The sequence below is a fragment of the Mucilaginibacter sp. R-33 genome (assembly GCF_049949235.1).
In the GTDB taxonomy this organism is placed as follows: domain Bacteria; phylum Bacteroidota; class Bacteroidia; order Sphingobacteriales; family Sphingobacteriaceae; genus Mucilaginibacter.
The window spans coordinates 6,103,383-6,119,272 of record NZ_CP188089.1; the positions used below are offsets into that span (position 1 = coordinate 6,103,383).

Here is a 15,890-nt window from a genome sequence, read left to right on the forward strand (position 1 = left end):
TGATCTACCATAAAGATACGACAATTTAGGTCGATATAATGTTTTGCAGGCTGATGTTTACACTGGTTTGACGGGCGAGCTGCAGATGTGTTGATGTGCAGATTTCAGATATGCGGATTGCTGAAAACAAATAACTCCTGCGGGCTTAATATCCCGCGTCCAGTTTTTTTAATAATTCAAGGCCTTTATTCCATTCGCCATAACCTGCTGATACATTTATATAGCCGGCATCACCAATGTTCACAACTTCACTGCCCCAACTGTCTGCAAATAATGAAGCACGTTCCGGGCTCACGTAAAAATCATTGTTACTAAGTACAGTTGTTGATTTGAATGGTAGTTTACCTAAGGGCACCGGCGTAAAGCCAATTGTGCCGGTTGGATAACTATCTGCCTCAGTATCGCTTGGCGCAACCAATAATGCACCTTTTATCTTGATGTTATATTCTGTGGCCCACCGGGCTATAGCAGCACAAGCCAGGCTGTGACCAACTAAAATCACATTTGCCGGTTCAAGGCGCTTTACATAATCATTTATTGTTTTTACCCAATCGCTACAAACCGGGGTTTCCCAGTCCTGCTGTTCAATACGGGTAAAATTGAACTGTTTTTCCCAAATACTTTGCCAGTGTTGTGGTCCTGAATTACCCAATCCCGGGTGTATAAGAATATCAGAGTTGAAAGTCATAGTTTTAGTAAGATGTTTGAAATAATCTAATAATTGAAAGCTCAATATAGGGATTTTAACCCTCGGTCATGAGTTTGAACGACCTTCAGCCACCTGTTTGATCACTTCATTCCTCTTCACCAACAATCGTGTCATGTAGTTTGAGAGGAACAGAAAGTTCACCGCGTTTCCCAATATTCCGCCCGGCGATTCGAACGTGAAAATATCCCGCATCATGGTTTGGTTAAGGATAGGATAAAAATAATGCTCATGAGTAAAGCTTTTGAAAGCGCCCTCAACCTGGATATCGGTAAAGTAATTTGGATATTCCATTTCAGTGATCTTTGAGGTAAGGTTTTGCCATATGCCGAAATGCTTTGCCCGCCAGGTAACAGTTTCGCCAAGCTCAATCAAGCCGCTTGTACGCCCGGCAATAGCTCGTTCGCCAGTATGTTTTGTCGATTCCACATGTACATCGATGTTACGGGCAATGTCAAATACTTTTTCAACAGGCGCATTAATATGGGTAGCAAGCAGAATTTGTGATGGCATATAGTATAAAAGAGGCTGTCGTTTAACGACAGCCCAAATATAGTGTTACGCATTACAAATAATCAGCGTAATCATCAAAATCAAAAAACAATCAACGGTTAAAACTCCGCATTCTTAGGAAACCTTGGGAAAGGAATCACATCGCGGATGTTGCTCATGCCGGTAACAAACAGCACCAAACGCTCAAAACCCAAACCAAAGCCGGCATGCGGACAAGAGCCGAAACGGCGGGTATCCAAATACCACCAAAGTTCTTCGGTAGGTATGCCCATTTCGTTCATGCGCTGCTCAAGCTTGTCTAAACGTTCTTCACGCTGTGAACCACCTACAATTTCGCCGATGCCCGGGAACAGGATGTCCATGGCGCGCACAGTTTTGCCATCGTCGTTCTGGCGCATGTAAAACGCTTTGATCTCCTTTGGATAATCGGTCAGGATCACCGGCTTTTTAAAATGTTTTTCAACCAGGTAGCGCTCGTGCTCACTTTGCAGGTCGGTACCCCAGCCTTCAACAGGATAAACAAACTTTTTCTTTTTGTTTGGGGTAGATTCTTTCAGGATGTCAATCGCCTCGGTATAGGTTAAGCGCTCGAAATCATTATTTAAGCAAAACTGCAGTTTTTCAAGCAGCGTCATTTCTGAGCGCTCGTTTTGCGGTTTGGTTTTTTCCTCTTCAGTTAAGCGCTGGGTTAAAAACTCAATGTCATCGGCATTTTTATCCAAAGCGTACTTGATCACGTATTTCAGCATGTCCTCGGCGAGGTCCATGTTATCAACCAGATCGTTAAACGCTACTTCAGGCTCAATCATCCAAAACTCGGCCAGGTGGCGTGTGGTGTTTGAATTTTCGGCACGGAAAGTTGGGCCAAATGTATAAATATCGCTCAGGGCCATAGCTCCAAGCTCACCCTCCAACTGACCAGATACAGTTAAGTTAGTAGCACGACCAAAAAAATCCTGTTTGAAATCAATCTCGCCGGTATCTGTTTTTGGGATGTTATCCAAATCGAAGTTGGTAACGTGAAAAGTTTCGCCCGCGCCTTCAGCATCTGAAGCCGTAATTACAGGGGTATGCAGGTAAACAAAACCACGTTCCTGGAAAAACTGGTGCACCGCGAATGCCAGGCTGTTACGCACCCTGAAAATAGCGCCAAACGTACTGGTACGGAAACGCAGGTGGGCGTTTTCCCTCAAAAACTCAAGGCTATGCTTTTTAGGCTGGATAGGATATTTTTCAGGATCGCTATCGCCTAAAATCTCAATCTCAGTTGCAACAACCTCAACTGTTTGGCCTTTACCTAAAGATGCTATCAATTTACCCTGAACACTAAGTGCTGCACCAACGGTGATGCGTTTAAGTAATGCCGGGTCGGTATTTTCAAAATCAACAACTACCTGGATGTTATTATTGGTTGAGCCATCATTCAAAGCAATAAAACGATTTGAACGGAATGCACGCACCCATCCTTTAACTGTTACATCAATTTCGGTTTGCTGGCTTTGCAGCAATGCTTTGATCTTAGTTCGCTGACTCATATCATGTATAATTTTTAGAGTCGCAAAAATACAATTAATTATGAAAGCGCACTTTGAAACATGAGCTAAAAAACATGAGCATGTTACTACGGAAAGATATATCCGGAGAAAGGAGGAAAGGGAAACCAGCGACTAATACATAGCCGGGAACGCGAAGTATCCCGGCTATTTCTTTTCGACGCTTACTTGTTTGTAACCATGATTGTGTCACGGAGCAACGTGTTTGTCGTCGCGCCGCCTACCATAATAGTGTCTTTGCTTTTATTCAATGACTGGTTGGTAATGCTTTTTTTTGCACTAACACTGTCTTGTTTTGGGGCTACGCCATTTTTTTGGCAGCCAGCAAATAACAGAAGTGATACTGAGGCGGTTAATAATAGAGCTTTTTTCATAAAACAAATTTACAACTAATACGAATGATAATTGAGCTTAGTTACAATTAATATAAAAGTTAATAACTGAGTTTAGCTTTAAACTTGCCCTCGCTAAAAGTAACCTTGTCCGGATGACTTTCGGTTTGGCTATCAATTACTTTCAGAAAACGTAATTCGAACAATCCCTGCAGTATTTTATCGGCCTGGTTGTATGAAATTATAGTTACCGAACTAAGATGGGTAGGGTCAGGTTTGTATCCGGCTAACGGGGAGCCGTTTTTTGTAATGTGGTAATAGTTTTCGTTTGCTTTGAGGGTATAATACCCAACACCATCAAACACAATTTTAAAACCTACCTGCTCTTCTTCACCTCCAATGGTGCTTTTTGCTGATATGGTAATGGTATCACCCATTATATTCGAACCGGAAGGATTAGCCTCCCATTTGATGTTGTTTTTTTGCGCAAGCATAAAATCGGGTATGACCGGAAAATTACAGCAGTCCTTTTTTTTGCAGGCCGAAAAAAGCAGGGCCACGGCTATGGCTAATATCAAACAGGGATATTTCATTGCTTTACTGATGACAGGTTAATAAATTGTACAGGAAATATAAAGATATTTAAAAGTAAAGCATATTATACGTGGTTTCAGTAAGTTTGCCGCTCATTTTGTTTTATCGCCCATGAATCCCAAATTGAGCCTCGTTATTGGCATTCTATGCATTTCTTTTTCGCCGATATTTGTAAAGCTTGCCGGGGTATCACCAATTGGTTCTGCATTTTACCGGGTGTTTATAGCCTGGATTTGTCTTGCCCCATTTTGTGTATTTAGGCAAAAACTTAAAATAAATAAAAAGCAATTGCTTATTTCCATAGCTGCGGGCATGGTTTTCGCCCTTGATATTGCGGTATGGAATATTTCGCTGTTAAAGATCAGCGCCACTGTATCAACCCTTATTGCCAACCTGGCCCCGGTTTGGGTGGGCCTGATGAGCTTCCTGTTTTTAAGAAAAGGATCAGGTCGGCTATTTTGGATAGGTACGCTCATTGCCATCGCCGGTATGGTTGTTTTGGTAGGTTATGAACATATTTTACACATGGAGCTTAATGCCGGCATACTGCTGGCTATACTCGCCAGTTTTTTTTATGCTACCTATATCATGATCACCAAAAATATTATGGCCGGTATTGATGTGTTTAGTTTTATGTTTTACAGTATGCTGAGCGCCAGTATTTTTTTGCTGGTAGTCAATGGATCTATGCATAACGATATTGTTCATCTTTCATTAAAAGTTTGGCTTTGCTTTATAGGTATGGGGCTTATTTGCCAGTTAGCAGGCTGGCTAACCATCAATTACTCGTTACGTTATCTGGAACCAACCAGGGTTTCCATCGCTTTATTAAGCCAAACGGTTTTTGCCGGGCTGCTGGCTGCTTTTTTACTGCATGAACGTTTAGGTTTTAATGAGATTGTTGGCAGCATAATTGTATTGGCGGGGATAGCGGTAACATTTTTAAAACCCCGAAATCAAAAAGCGAATACCTTGGTTTAAACGGGTTTAAGCGCAGTACAAATGAAGTTATATCATATCATGATGTTAATATCTTCAGTTCGCTTCGGTCGCAACGATTGAAGTACGATTTGTATAATTTTATTACTTTTCTAATACTTTAGCAGTATTTAATGTAACCCTATTGCTTTATTAAGTAATTGATTATAAGTTTTTTGTGTTTGTATTATTGAATTTATGTTAACCCTGTTAACCCCTGTCATCGCAGTAATGAAATTGGTATATATCTCAGGATCTTAACTCAAAGCGTTAACGGTAAACTTGTCTCTTAAGGAGATTGAATTTTAAACAGCTCGTTATCAAACAAAACCGTATTTTAACGTTTTCGAATTACGGGCAACGATCTATCTTCCCTACATTTGCATTTTAACTCATGATTCAAAAATCCACTATCGACCGTATTATGGAAGCCACCGACATTGTGGAGGTGATAGGGGAATTTGTGCAGTTAAAAAAGCGCGGGGCCAACTATGTAGGCCTTTCGCCTTTCGCGAATGAGCGTACCCCTTCGTTCACGGTTTCCCCGGCAAAAGGTATTTTTAAAGATTTCTCGACAGGAAAAGGTGGTTCGGCTGTTACGTTTTTAATGGAGCTGGAAAAGTTCAGTTATCCCGAGGCCTTGAAATGGCTCGCTAAAAAGTACGGCATCGAGGTTGAAGAAACTGTTGAAGCTCCCGAAAACCGCGAGGAGGCTAATCGACGCGAGAGCCTTCTTATAGTTAGTGCTTTTGCAGCTAAGTTTTTCCATGAAACTTTGCTTGAGACAGAGGAGGGGCGTAGCATTGGTTTGAGTTATTTTAGGGAACGTGGGTTTTCAACTGAAATTATAAAAAAATTCGAGCTGGGTTACTCGCCAGATCAATGGGAAGCATTTACAGAGACCGCCATAAACATGGGTTATCAGCCACAATTTTTGGAAGAAAGTGGTTTGTCTGTGAGACGAGAGAACGGCTCTATGTATGACAGATATAGGGGGCGCGTAATGTTTCCCATACACAGTTCTACTGGAAGAATAATTGCTTTTGGCGGCCGTACCCTAAAAAAAGATAAGAATGTTCCTAAATATGTAAATTCTCCTGAATCGGAAATTTACCATAAATCAGACGTCCTTTATGGCTTTTACTTCGCAAAAAAATCTATTCGCGAACAAGATAATTGTTATTTAGTTGAAGGATATGCTGACGTACTTTCGGTTTTTCAAGCAGGAATTGAAAATGTTGTCGCGTCGTCGGGAACTTCTCTTACAACAGAACAAATTAAACTAATAGGCCGACAGACAAAGAATATAACAATTTTGTATGATGGTGATTCGGCTGGAATAAAGGCTGCTATTCGTGGTTTAAGCCTGTTGTATAAGGAAAGATTTAATGTTAAGATCGTATCTTTTCCAGATGGACACGATCCTGATTCTTATGTAAGAAATCAGGGGTCAGCTGGGTTTAAATATTATATTGAGAACAAAGCTAAAAGCTTAGTAGAATTTTATCTTACCACTGTAGACAAAGGGGATCTTATCGATCCTGTTAAAAAAATTAAAGTAGCAGATGATTTAGCGGAAATATTATCAAACAACTTAGAGCCAGAATTTAGAAAGGACTATATTAAGCAGGTAGCAGAAAACTTAAAAATAGGTGAAGCGGGATTTTTAAATGCTGTGAATAAACTGGTTCTTGCTAAACATAACAAAGCATTTGAGCAAAATCGACCTGTTTTACCTAATCCTGATTTTGAATCTGATAATTCCAATATTGAGGAGCATCGGGATGAAATAATATCAACCGATTTACTTTATTCTGATCAATCACAGGAAAAAGAAATTGTGCGTTTATTGCTGCATTATGGAAGCCGTATGATTGACTGGGACGGTATAGCCAATACCTATATAGGCCCTTTCATTATAGCCGAGTTGAGTGATGTTAATTTTGATCATCCGGTTTGTAAGCAGATTACCGAAATTTACCGTCGCGAAGTAGAAAACGGTGTACTGCCGGATGAGGCTTATTTTATTCACCATAAGGACAAAGCTATAGTTGATTTAACTATTAACATGTTAGCCAGTAAATATTCGCTTAGTGAAAACTGGTACGAAATGCATAAGATCACGGTGAACGATGAGCAGGTTAATATGAAGGCAACTATCCTCGGTGCTATATTTCACCTTAAAAAACACAAGGTTGGCAAGATGCTGGAAGACCTGCGCACCCAGCTTCAAAAAGCCGAAACTGAGGCCGATCAGGAAATACTGCTTAACCAGTACATGCGTATGAAAAAGGTAGAAAAATCAATATCTGACTTTTTGGGCTCCGTAATCATAAAATAATGGCCCAACACCTTGAACTTGGCCGCATCGGCGAAGCATTAGCCAAAACCCACCTCGAAAAAGCAGGCTACGAAATTCTTGATGAAAACTGGACTTACGGAAAAGCTGAGATAGATATTATTGCTTATAAAGACAAGGTTATTATATTTACCGAAGTAAAAACCCGCACGGGCAATGGCTTTGGAGAACCCGAAGATTTTGTAGATAACCGTAAGCAAAAACTGCTGGCCGAAGCCGCCGATGAATACATCTACCTCATGAACCACCAGGGTGAAGTGCGGTTTGATATCATCGCTATTTTGTTTGACCGCAGTGGAAATTATATACTAAACCATATAGAAGATGCGTTTTGGCCTTCGGCCACATAACACTTATGAATAATAAACTAAAGCTATTTTTTGCCGCCCTTGCCCTAATGGCCTTCGGCTGCAGCTGTAACCATAAACCTGATAGCTCGGCTACAGATTATACCATCACCCCCGACGCCGGTGCAAACTACAAAGCCGGCGATAAGATCGACATCAAAGTAGGCTATCCTACAGGCAGTAAAGTTGATTCGGTAGTGTACCTGCTCGATTCCGTAAAGTTCGCTTCCAGTAAGGATACTGCAGGCATCAGTCTTAAAACAGATACCATTGGCTTGGGCATCAGGATAATCACGGCTAAGGTTTATGAAGGCGGTAAAAGCAATGAGGTATCAACCAATGTCTTGTTATTAGCAGCAAAAGCCCCTGCCAGGTACACTTATAAGGTTGAAAAAGTTTTCCCGCATGATACCGCCGCGTATACCGAGGGCTTGCAGTACGTTGATGGGGTTATGTTTGAAAGCACTGGTGAAAAAGGGTATTCAACAATCAGAAAGGTTGATTTGAATACCGGTAGGGTTTTACAGGAAACCAAACTTGATACGCAATATTTTGGTGAAGGCCTCTCGGTTATTGGTGATAAAGTAGTGCAGCTTACCTGGAAAGAAAAAGTAGGCTTTGTATATGATAAAAATACATTGAAGCTACTTAACAATTTTACCAATAATGTTGGCCCGGAAGGCTGGGGAATGTGTTTTGACGGAACCAAACTTTATATGGACGATAGCACCAACCGGATCTGGTTCCTGGATAAAAATGATTATCACCAGATAGGCCACATTGATGTGTGTGACGATAAACAGCAGATAGATTCAATAAACGAACTGGAATACATCAACGGTAAGATCTATGCTAATGTTTATCAAACCGATAACATATTGGTGATTAATCCTAAAACCGGTGTGGTGGAGCAGGTAATTGATATGAAAGAGATTTACCCGGTAGCAAGCCGTCCGCAGGACAGGGACTGGAATAATAACGTGCTAAACGGAATTGCCTGGGATGCCAAAGGTCAGCGCCTGTTTGTTACCGGTAAAAAATGGCCGCATTTGTACCAGGTTAAGTTTGTGCCGGTTCCCTAAGCCTCGCCCCCTAACCCCCTGAAGGGGGAACCATAGCTTGAAAGACTATTTTTATAAACATGAAACGCCCGGATTACCCGGGCGTTTCATGTTTTAGTTATTGAGCAGTTGCCAGCCATATCGGTTCATAAATTCTTCAACTTCATCATTGAATGATTTCTTTTGATGATGATTTTCCTGATTGTTAATATAGCTAATGACAGTTGATACCTGTGATTCACTTACTGATACCGCAAAATAATCGTCCTGCCAGCCAAATTGTTGGTCTATCAGCTTGTTCTTATTTATCCAAAGGGATGATTCGCCTTTAATTAGCTGGCTTATTTTAGCGATACTTCGATCTTTTCCTAAAGAAATAAGGCAATGGATATGATCGGTATAGCCATTAATCGCTTGTAAGAATATCCCTTTCTCTTTGCAGTTCTCTATGATGTGTTTATGTATCTGGTATCTTATGTTTTGAGTAAGCAAGGGTTGTCTGTCTTTAGTTGCAAATACCAAATGGATCCAGATTTTTACAAATGACATAGTTTAGAAAGTTGTTCTTTCCTTAAAGGTATGGTTTATTTTGGCTAAAGCCCTTTAAATGTTGATGATCTTATCCGTTGGTTAAAACCAACGGCAATGATGAGAGAAATCTGTGTATTCGTTAGGTTTTCCTATTCGAAAGGTATGGTTTATTTTAGCTAAAGCCGTTGTATTGCCTTAATTTTATCTGTTGGTTAAAACCAATTGCAATGAAAGAGCATTTGCTTGGCCGACATTAATCATTATTTATTCCGGCTGATTTATGTCTATAAAAAGTTAACTAACGAGCTGTTAAAATTCATTGCCGTTGGTTTTAACCAACGGAACAGTAGGAATTGCAAACCGGCTTTAGCCGAAATCGCCGGAAAAATTTCTGCTATAAGTTTAAGCTTTTTAAAAACAACAAACGCCAGGAGAATCCGGGCATTTGTTGTTTAAACTATAAACCTCCCCCCTTTAGGAGGCTGGGGGCATTACCTCCAGGCTTTATATTGATTGATCAAGCCGTTGGTTGATGAATCATGGCTATTGATCTCTGCATTATCTTTCAATTCAGGAAGGATCTTGCCGGCAAGTTGTTTACCAAGCTCAACACCCCATTGGTCAAAGCTGTATATGTTCCAGATGATGCCCTGGGTAAAGATCTTGTGCTCATACATAGCAATCAGCGCGCCTAAAGTGTATGGGGTGATTTTTTTAATCAGGAATGAGTTTGTTGGACGGTTGCCTTCAAATACCTTAAACGGAGCAATTTGAGCAATTTCCTCGTCAGATTTTCCGGCTGCTTTAAGTTCTTCAATAACTACCTCTTCGGTTTTGCCATTCATTAACGCTTCGGTTTGAGCGAAGAAGTTTGACAGCAACATGTTATGGTGCTCACCCAGCGGGTTGTGCGATTGTGCCGGAGCAATAAAATCGGCAGGGATTAGTTTGGTACCCTGGTGGATCAATTGGTAAAACGCGTGCTGGCCGTTTGTGCCTGGCTCACCCCAAATGATCGGACCAGTAGAGTAGTCAACATCTTTACCATTACGGTCAACATGTTTGCCATTACTTTCCATATCGCCTTGTTGGAAATAGGCAGAGAAACGGTGCAGGTATTGGTCGTAAGGTAAGATAACATTGGTTTCGGCTTCAAAGAAGTTGTTATACCAGATGCCAATCAAACCCATGATAACCGGGATGTTTTGGTCAAATTCGGCAGTTTTGAAATGATTGTCAGTCGCGTGGGCACCGGCAAGCAAATCGGCAAAGTTTTCAAAACCAATGCTTAGGGCAATTGACAAACCGATAGCGCTCCATAAAGAGTAACGGCCACCAACCCAATCCCAAAACTCAAACATGTTTTTGGTATCGATACCAAATTTTTCAACAGCTGCTGCATTGGTTGAAAGAGCGGCGAAATGTTTAGCTACATCGGCCTCAGTAGCACCACTGGCCAGGAACCAGTCGCGTGCGCTATGCGCATTGCCCATGGTTTCCTGAGTAGTGAAAGTTTTTGAAGCTACCAGGAACAATGTAGTTTCAGGATCAACTGCTTTCAGGGTTTCGACTATATGTGTGCCGTCTACGTTACTTACAAAGTGGAGATTCAAATGATTTTTGTATGCTTTTAAAGCTTCAGTAACCATCACCGGGCCAAGGTCAGATCCGCCGATGCCAATATTAACTACATCGGTAATGGCTTTGCCGGTGTAACCTTTCCATTCGCCAGAGATAATAGCTTCGCTGAAAGATTTCATCTGGTCAAGCACTTTATTTACATCAGGCATAACATCTTTACCATCAACATAAATAGGAGTGTTGCTGCGGTTACGTAATGCGATGTGTAATACCGGACGGCCTTCCGTAACGTTAATTTTTTCGCCGGAATACATGGCGTCTATCGCCTCTTTTAATGAACATTCTTTGGCCAGTTGGATCAATAAAGCGATAGTTTCATCATCGATACGGTTCTTTGAATAATCAAGCAGGATATCCTCAAACTGGATCGAGAACTTATTAAAACGCTGGTCGTCAGCATCAAACATTTCCTTCAGGTTTTTTGATACAATATCAATGTAATGGTCTGTAAGATATTTGTAAGCCTGGGTTGTTGTAAAATCAGTAGTTGGCAGCATAATTGTGTTGTTTTTCAACAAAAGTAAAAAGTTAATTGTTAGATAGTCATTAAATAAATTATTAGCCTGTCTTAGTGTTGTTTAAACACGGCTGGCATAGTGTTGATTTTACACTTGAAAATTATGAGAATTACAAAATAATTACAAATATATTTTGAAGTTTAAAATTTTTATTTAATATATTTGTATCGATGGTAATCAAATCAGGTATTTATCATCAATTTGTAAATTTACTTTAAAAGCACGTATTACTATGTTCGAAAAACTGTTTTTGCTTGTAAAAGATAACGCCGGGACGGCTGTTATCAACAATCCGGTGATTCCTGCTAAATATCATGAGGCGGTGATCAATGAAGCTTCAAGTTCAATCATTGAAGTTTTAAAAGGCCAGCTTGAAAGCGGCAAGGTGAAGGAACTTATAAAGTACTTCCAGTTCTCGGGTAGTTACAACAATTCATTAGTATCGAGCATAACCAACCGCTTTGCAAATAAGCTTAACACTTTTTACAGTATCGATCCGGCACATGCGTTAACAGTTGCAAAAGCTTTGATCCCCACTGTAATGAATGAACTGATTAAGGAAACAAAAAGCGGTGAAGCCAAAGAGTTTGCTTTGGGCACTATGTTAACTAAACTAAACGGTAACCGTACCGATCTGAACCCGCTTGTGAACAACCTGATGGTTGCCTAACATACTATTACATCTGCCTAATGAACGGGCCTGCCGATTGTTAAACAATTTGCAGGCCTTTTTTTATAGCAATTTTTCAAATTATATATATTTGCCGCATGACTAAAGAACAAGTTCAGGATTTAAGGGATAGAGTAACTTCCCTGAGGAGGCATCTTTGACATTGATAAGAAGCTGGAACTATTAAAAGAGGAACAGGAAGTAACCATTGGTCCGCATTTTTGGGATCACCCCAAAGAGGCCGAAAAGGTACTGGCATCCATCAAAGTAAAAAAAGTATGGACGGATGCTTTTCAGAAGGTAGTATCGGTTGTTGATGACGCCGGCGTACTTTTTGAATTTTACCAGGGTGGCGACGCCACCGAGGCCGAAATGCAGGAACAATATAATGCAGCTATAAAAGCCGTTGAAGAGCTTGAGTTTAAAAATATGCTCTCGGCCGAAGAAGATCAACTAAACGCGGTGCTTCAGATCACGGCGGGTGCCGGTGGCACCGAAAGCTGCGACTGGGCCGGCATGCTCATGCGTATGTATATTATGTGGGGCGAAAAAAACGGCTATAAAGTAACCGAGCAAGATTACCAGGAAGGCGACGTTGCCGGTGTAAAAACCGTTACCCTGCAGTTGGAAGGCGAGTTTGCCTACGGCTATCTGAAAGGTGAAAATGGGGTACACCGCTTGGTGCGCGTATCGCCTTTTGATGCTAATGCCAAGCGCCATACTTCCTTTGCTTCGGTATATGTTTATCCCTTGGTTGACGATACTATTGAAATTGAGGTAAATCCGGCAGATATCGAGTTTGAAACTTTCCGCTCGGGCGGTGCCGGCGGGCAAAACGTGAATAAGGTGGAAACTGCCGTACGTTTGTACCACAAACCGTCGGGTATCATCATTAAAAACCAGGAGTCGCGCTCGCAATTACAGAACAAGGACAATGCCATCCGCTTGCTTAAATCACAGTTATACGAAATTGAAATGCGCAAACGTATGGAACTGACCAATGCTATTGAGGGCAATAAAAAGAAGATAGAGTGGGGCTCACAGATCCGTAACTATGTTTTACATCCCTATAAATTGGTGAAAGACCTGCGTACCGATCATGAAACTTCAAACGCGGCAGCAGTGCTTGATGGCGATCTGGATGATTTCCTGAAAGCCTACCTCATGGAGTTTGGCGGGCCAAAGACGTAAAAAAAATAGATAAAAAAGGCGTCATTGCGCGGTACGAAGCAATCCCCGATTAGCAGGCCCGCCCTGTATAGTTGACGTTGTTTTAGAAATTATAAAAGCGGAGTATCATTTCTGATGCTCCGTTTTTGTTTTCGGGAGATTAATTGTATTTTGGACACATCCAATTTTACATTTAATAAATATGAGATCCATCTTATCTGCCTTAGTTTTGACAGCTATAACATTTGCTTCCTTTGCACAGGAAAAACCGATGCTGCTTTATCCCAAAGGAGTGCCAAATTCTAAAAAGGCGCCTGCTACCTATACAGAAAAAACTAATAACGGAAGCTGGATCACCATGGTTACAGAACCAACGCTAACGCCGTATCTTCCGGAAAAAGGGAAAGCCAACGGTGCAGCGATAGTTGTTTGCCCCGGCGGTGCATATGCCGGACTTGCATCGGATCATGAAGGAAAGGCCGTAGCACAGGCTTTTGCCAATATTGGTGTTACTGCGTTTTTGCTAAAATACCGCTTGCCAAGCGATGATATTATGACAGATAAATCTATCGGTCCGTTACAGGATGCGCAAATGGCCATATACACCGTGCGTAAAAATGCTGCCGAATGGAATATTAACCCTTCAAAGATAGGAATTATCGGTTTTTCGGCAGGCGGGCACCTGGTTTCAACAGAAGGTACGCATTTTGATAAACCGGTTATTGAAGATAAAGAAAACATCAGCGTACGCCCTGATTTTATGATGCTGATCTATCCTGTAATTTCTTTTGGTGAATATGCCCATGTTGGCTCGAGGGAAAACCTGATAGGTAAAAACCCATCGGCAGCGCAGTTAGATCTGTATTCGAACGAGAAACAAGTGACTGCCAACACCCCGCCAACATTTTTAGTGCACGCCGAGGATGACAACGTAGTGCCTGTGCAAAACAGTCTGTTATTTTATGATGCGCTGTTAAAAAATAAAGTGAAGGCCGAAATGCACCTGTTCCAGGAAGGTGGCCACGGCTTTGGAATGTATAACTCTAAAAATAAAGGCAAATGGTTTGAATGGGCTGCCGCGTGGCTGGAGGAGAATGGTTTTTTGAGCGGAAAATAAATAATTAAGTATAAATGAAACGATACTTTTTCCTGTTTTTAGTTTTCAGTTTTTTAGCTTTTTATGTAAAAGCACAAGCAATCAACGAGCAATTGTACAAAGCTGTAAATGCAAATGATACAACATTGGCTGAAACTTTAATTAATAAAGGTGCTGATGTTAACTTCAAACGGAAAACCATGAATTTTGAAATGAGCTTGCTGATATTATCAATCCAACAAGACCAATTTAAAATGGTTAAGCTTTTAGTTGATCATAAAGTCGAAATCAACTGGAAAGACTGGTTTGGCAGCACCGCTTTAATGTATGCAGCACATAAAGGCAACATAGCTATTATTAGCTATCTGTTAAAAAATGGAGCTGATATTCATTTCAAAGACAAAGAGGGAAATACCGTGTTGTCTGCTGCGAAAGAAGGTAATCATCCCGACGCAATAAAATTCATAGAGGACAACCTGAAATAAGAATAATGATTTTTAACTGAATCGATAAAACAGTAAGCATATTTTATTGTTGAGGTAAACAGTCTTTTTTTGAAAGCCCGAAGTTCGACCTTAATGAAGATTGTATGTTGAAAAAAATACTGTTAGCGGTGTTGCTCGTTGCCGGTGCCTGCTTTAATGTTATCGCCCAAGCTATTAAATACAAAAGCGTATCCAACCAGGACCTCACCTATGTTTTAAATAACCTGCAAAAACGCTATGTATACACCGATCATAAAACGCTTAACATAGCGGTGTACCTGGTGGCTGACCAACAGGGTGATACGGATGCCCCGGCAGATTGTAAATCGCCCTGTTCTATCTACATAGCCGTATCTGAGGTTAAGCCTCAACCCCAACAATACGTTTATAAGCTGAACGGGGTGTGCGATCCAAAGTTTATTAATTGGATCAAATCGAAAAAGATGTATAAGATCGCATTCAGTTATGGAACTGCGGTGAAAAGGAAAACAGCAACAATTGGGATTACGTTGAAAAAGTTGGTGGTGGAGTAAATAAAATTCGCGTCATTGCGAGTAACCATCAGGGGAACCCTGAAAAAAAATGTAATGACATGTAAAATATATTTTAACGGTGTTCGGGTGGGCCGCGTTAGGGATTGCAGTGTAAAGCCCGGAGCGCGTAAAGGGTTTGCGGGCGGGAAAGGCGAGGACTTGCAACGGAAAGCCCGGGCCGCAGGCAACGCCCATGTTATAAAATCCATCAAAAAAAATATACCTAATAATCAATAACTTACAATCATGTCATTGTTGAGGTACGAAGCAATCCCCGACTTTACAGGGCGAATATGCATAGCTACTCTGCTTATTAGGGATTGCTTCGTACCTCAACAATGACGTGATGGAAAAGTAATAGCCCCTTCAAAATCCAAATCCAGGGACACGCGTTTTTAAACTTATTCCCGAAATCAACTAATATCCATTATCCCAACAATTTTATCTCCGTCAAAAGTGAAAATTGAATGCCCTTTCAGATTTAACTCATCACCTTTTTTAATCCATTTGGCAGGTCGGCGGCTAAAATTGCGTTATAGTCAATAGCTATTTCGGTTTTGTTGCCGGTGTGTTTAAAAGACCGGATAACTTGTTCGCGGCGTTCAAAAAGCTTAGTTGCCTGTTCTACCTGACTCCTGAACGCTTCTATACCATCAAGCTCCATATCCACATCACCGTTTGATATGTTTTGAAATTTAACGGATGGTGCGAGGTTTTTAAGCATGTTTTCAACATCAAAGTTGTTATAGGCCTTTACATAATTGCTGATGATAAGTTCACGTTGCTGCATACGCTAAAGATAA

17 protein-coding genes are annotated in these 15,890 nt (G+C 40.9%); 9 read left to right on the top strand and 8 right to left on the bottom strand.

Annotated elements, in window-relative coordinates:
- Positions 1-145 precede the first annotated feature (145 nt).
- The 5 genes from ACP26M_RS25375 to ACP26M_RS25395 form a co-directional block, all read right to left on the bottom strand.
- Positions 146-688, bottom strand: a complete 543-nt coding sequence (locus ACP26M_RS25375) for an RBBP9/YdeN family alpha/beta hydrolase (RefSeq protein WP_426584365.1) — start codon at positions 686-688, stop codon at positions 146-148.
- Positions 689-754: 66 nt separating this feature from the next.
- Positions 755-1,219, bottom strand: coding sequence for an SRPBCC family protein (locus ACP26M_RS25380; protein ID WP_426584367.1), 465 nt, complete (start codon positions 1,217-1,219; stop codon positions 755-757).
- 98 nt (positions 1,220-1,317) lie between these two features.
- Positions 1,318-2,754 carry an asparagine--tRNA ligase gene (asnS, locus tag ACP26M_RS25385; RefSeq protein ID WP_426584369.1) on the bottom strand — a complete coding sequence of 479 codons (1,437 nt, stop codon included), beginning with the start codon at positions 2,752-2,754 and terminating at the stop codon, positions 1,318-1,320.
- Between the two features lie 182 nt (positions 2,755-2,936).
- Complete coding sequence (locus ACP26M_RS25390; RefSeq protein ID WP_090530211.1) at positions 2,937-3,146, bottom strand: hypothetical protein; 210 nt, start codon at positions 3,144-3,146, stop codon at positions 2,937-2,939.
- 59 nt (positions 3,147-3,205) lie between these two features.
- Positions 3,206-3,697, bottom strand: a complete 492-nt coding sequence (locus ACP26M_RS25395) for a hypothetical protein (RefSeq protein ID WP_426584371.1) — start codon at positions 3,695-3,697, stop codon at positions 3,206-3,208.
- Positions 3,698-3,809: 112 nt separating this feature from the next.
- Here ACP26M_RS25395 and ACP26M_RS25400 point away from each other — a divergent pair, with 112 nt between their 5' ends.
- The 4 genes from ACP26M_RS25400 (at position 3,810) to ACP26M_RS25415 (ending at position 8,464) form a co-directional block, all read left to right on the top strand.
- Positions 3,810-4,679 (top strand): DMT family transporter, encoded by an 870-nt coding sequence (locus ACP26M_RS25400; protein WP_426584373.1) that lies wholly within the window; start codon positions 3,810-3,812, stop codon positions 4,677-4,679.
- 391 nt (positions 4,680-5,070) lie between these two features.
- Positions 5,071-7,017, top strand: coding sequence for a DNA primase (gene dnaG / locus ACP26M_RS25405; protein ID WP_426584375.1), 1,947 nt, complete (start codon positions 5,071-5,073; stop codon positions 7,015-7,017).
- Positions 7,017-7,385 (top strand): YraN family protein, encoded by a 369-nt coding sequence (locus ACP26M_RS25410; RefSeq protein ID WP_426584377.1) that lies wholly within the window; start codon positions 7,017-7,019, stop codon positions 7,383-7,385. Before dnaG ends, ACP26M_RS25410 begins: the two co-directional genes overlap by 1 nt.
- A 5-nt stretch (positions 7,386-7,390) precedes the next feature.
- Positions 7,391-8,464 carry a glutaminyl-peptide cyclotransferase gene (locus ACP26M_RS25415; RefSeq protein WP_426584379.1) on the top strand — a complete coding sequence of 358 codons (1,074 nt, stop codon included), beginning with the start codon at positions 7,391-7,393 and terminating at the stop codon, positions 8,462-8,464.
- 93 nt (positions 8,465-8,557) lie between these two features.
- Here ACP26M_RS25415 and tnpA read toward each other — a convergent pair whose 3' ends face one another.
- Both tnpA and pgi read right to left on the bottom strand, forming a co-directional pair.
- Positions 8,558-8,992: an IS200/IS605 family transposase gene (gene tnpA, locus ACP26M_RS25420; RefSeq protein WP_426584381.1), complete on the bottom strand. Its 435-nt coding sequence runs from the start codon at positions 8,990-8,992 to the stop codon at positions 8,558-8,560.
- A gap of 473 nt (positions 8,993-9,465) precedes the next feature.
- Positions 9,466-11,112, bottom strand: coding sequence for a glucose-6-phosphate isomerase (gene pgi, locus ACP26M_RS25425; protein WP_426584383.1), 1,647 nt, complete (start codon positions 11,110-11,112; stop codon positions 9,466-9,468).
- Positions 11,113-11,365: 253 nt separating this feature from the next.
- Here pgi and ACP26M_RS25430 point away from each other — a divergent pair, with 253 nt between their 5' ends.
- The 5 genes from ACP26M_RS25430 (at position 11,366) to ACP26M_RS25450 (ending at position 15,087) form a co-directional block, all read left to right on the top strand.
- A complete protein-coding gene (locus tag ACP26M_RS25430; RefSeq protein ID WP_091171982.1) occupies positions 11,366-11,803 on the top strand; it encodes a hypothetical protein in 438 nt (145 codons plus the stop codon).
- A gap of 98 nt (positions 11,804-11,901) precedes the next feature.
- Positions 11,902-12,994 (top strand): peptide chain release factor 2 gene (prfB, locus tag ACP26M_RS25435; RefSeq protein ID WP_426584385.1). Its coding sequence is split into 2 segments (ribosomal slippage): positions 11,902-11,961 and positions 11,963-12,994, totalling 1,092 coding nucleotides; the frame shifts between segments, so codons are not numbered across the junction.
- 181 nt (positions 12,995-13,175) lie between these two features.
- Positions 13,176-14,090 (top strand): alpha/beta hydrolase, encoded by a 915-nt coding sequence (locus ACP26M_RS25440; protein WP_426584387.1) that lies wholly within the window; start codon positions 13,176-13,178, stop codon positions 14,088-14,090.
- A gap of 14 nt (positions 14,091-14,104) precedes the next feature.
- Entirely contained in the window at positions 14,105-14,554 is a 450-nt protein-coding gene (locus ACP26M_RS25445) for an ankyrin repeat domain-containing protein (RefSeq protein ID WP_426584389.1), read from the top strand.
- Between the two features lie 104 nt (positions 14,555-14,658).
- A complete protein-coding gene (locus ACP26M_RS25450) occupies positions 14,659-15,087 on the top strand; it encodes a hypothetical protein (protein ID WP_426584391.1) in 429 nt (142 codons plus the stop codon).
- Between the two features lie 481 nt (positions 15,088-15,568).
- On the opposite strand, the gene ACP26M_RS25455 is transcribed toward ACP26M_RS25450, so the two are convergent.
- On the bottom strand, positions 15,569-15,877 hold the full coding sequence (locus ACP26M_RS25455) for a nuclear transport factor 2 family protein (protein WP_426584393.1): 309 nt from the start codon (positions 15,875-15,877) through the stop codon (positions 15,569-15,571).
- Positions 15,878-15,890: the final 13 nt, after the last annotated feature.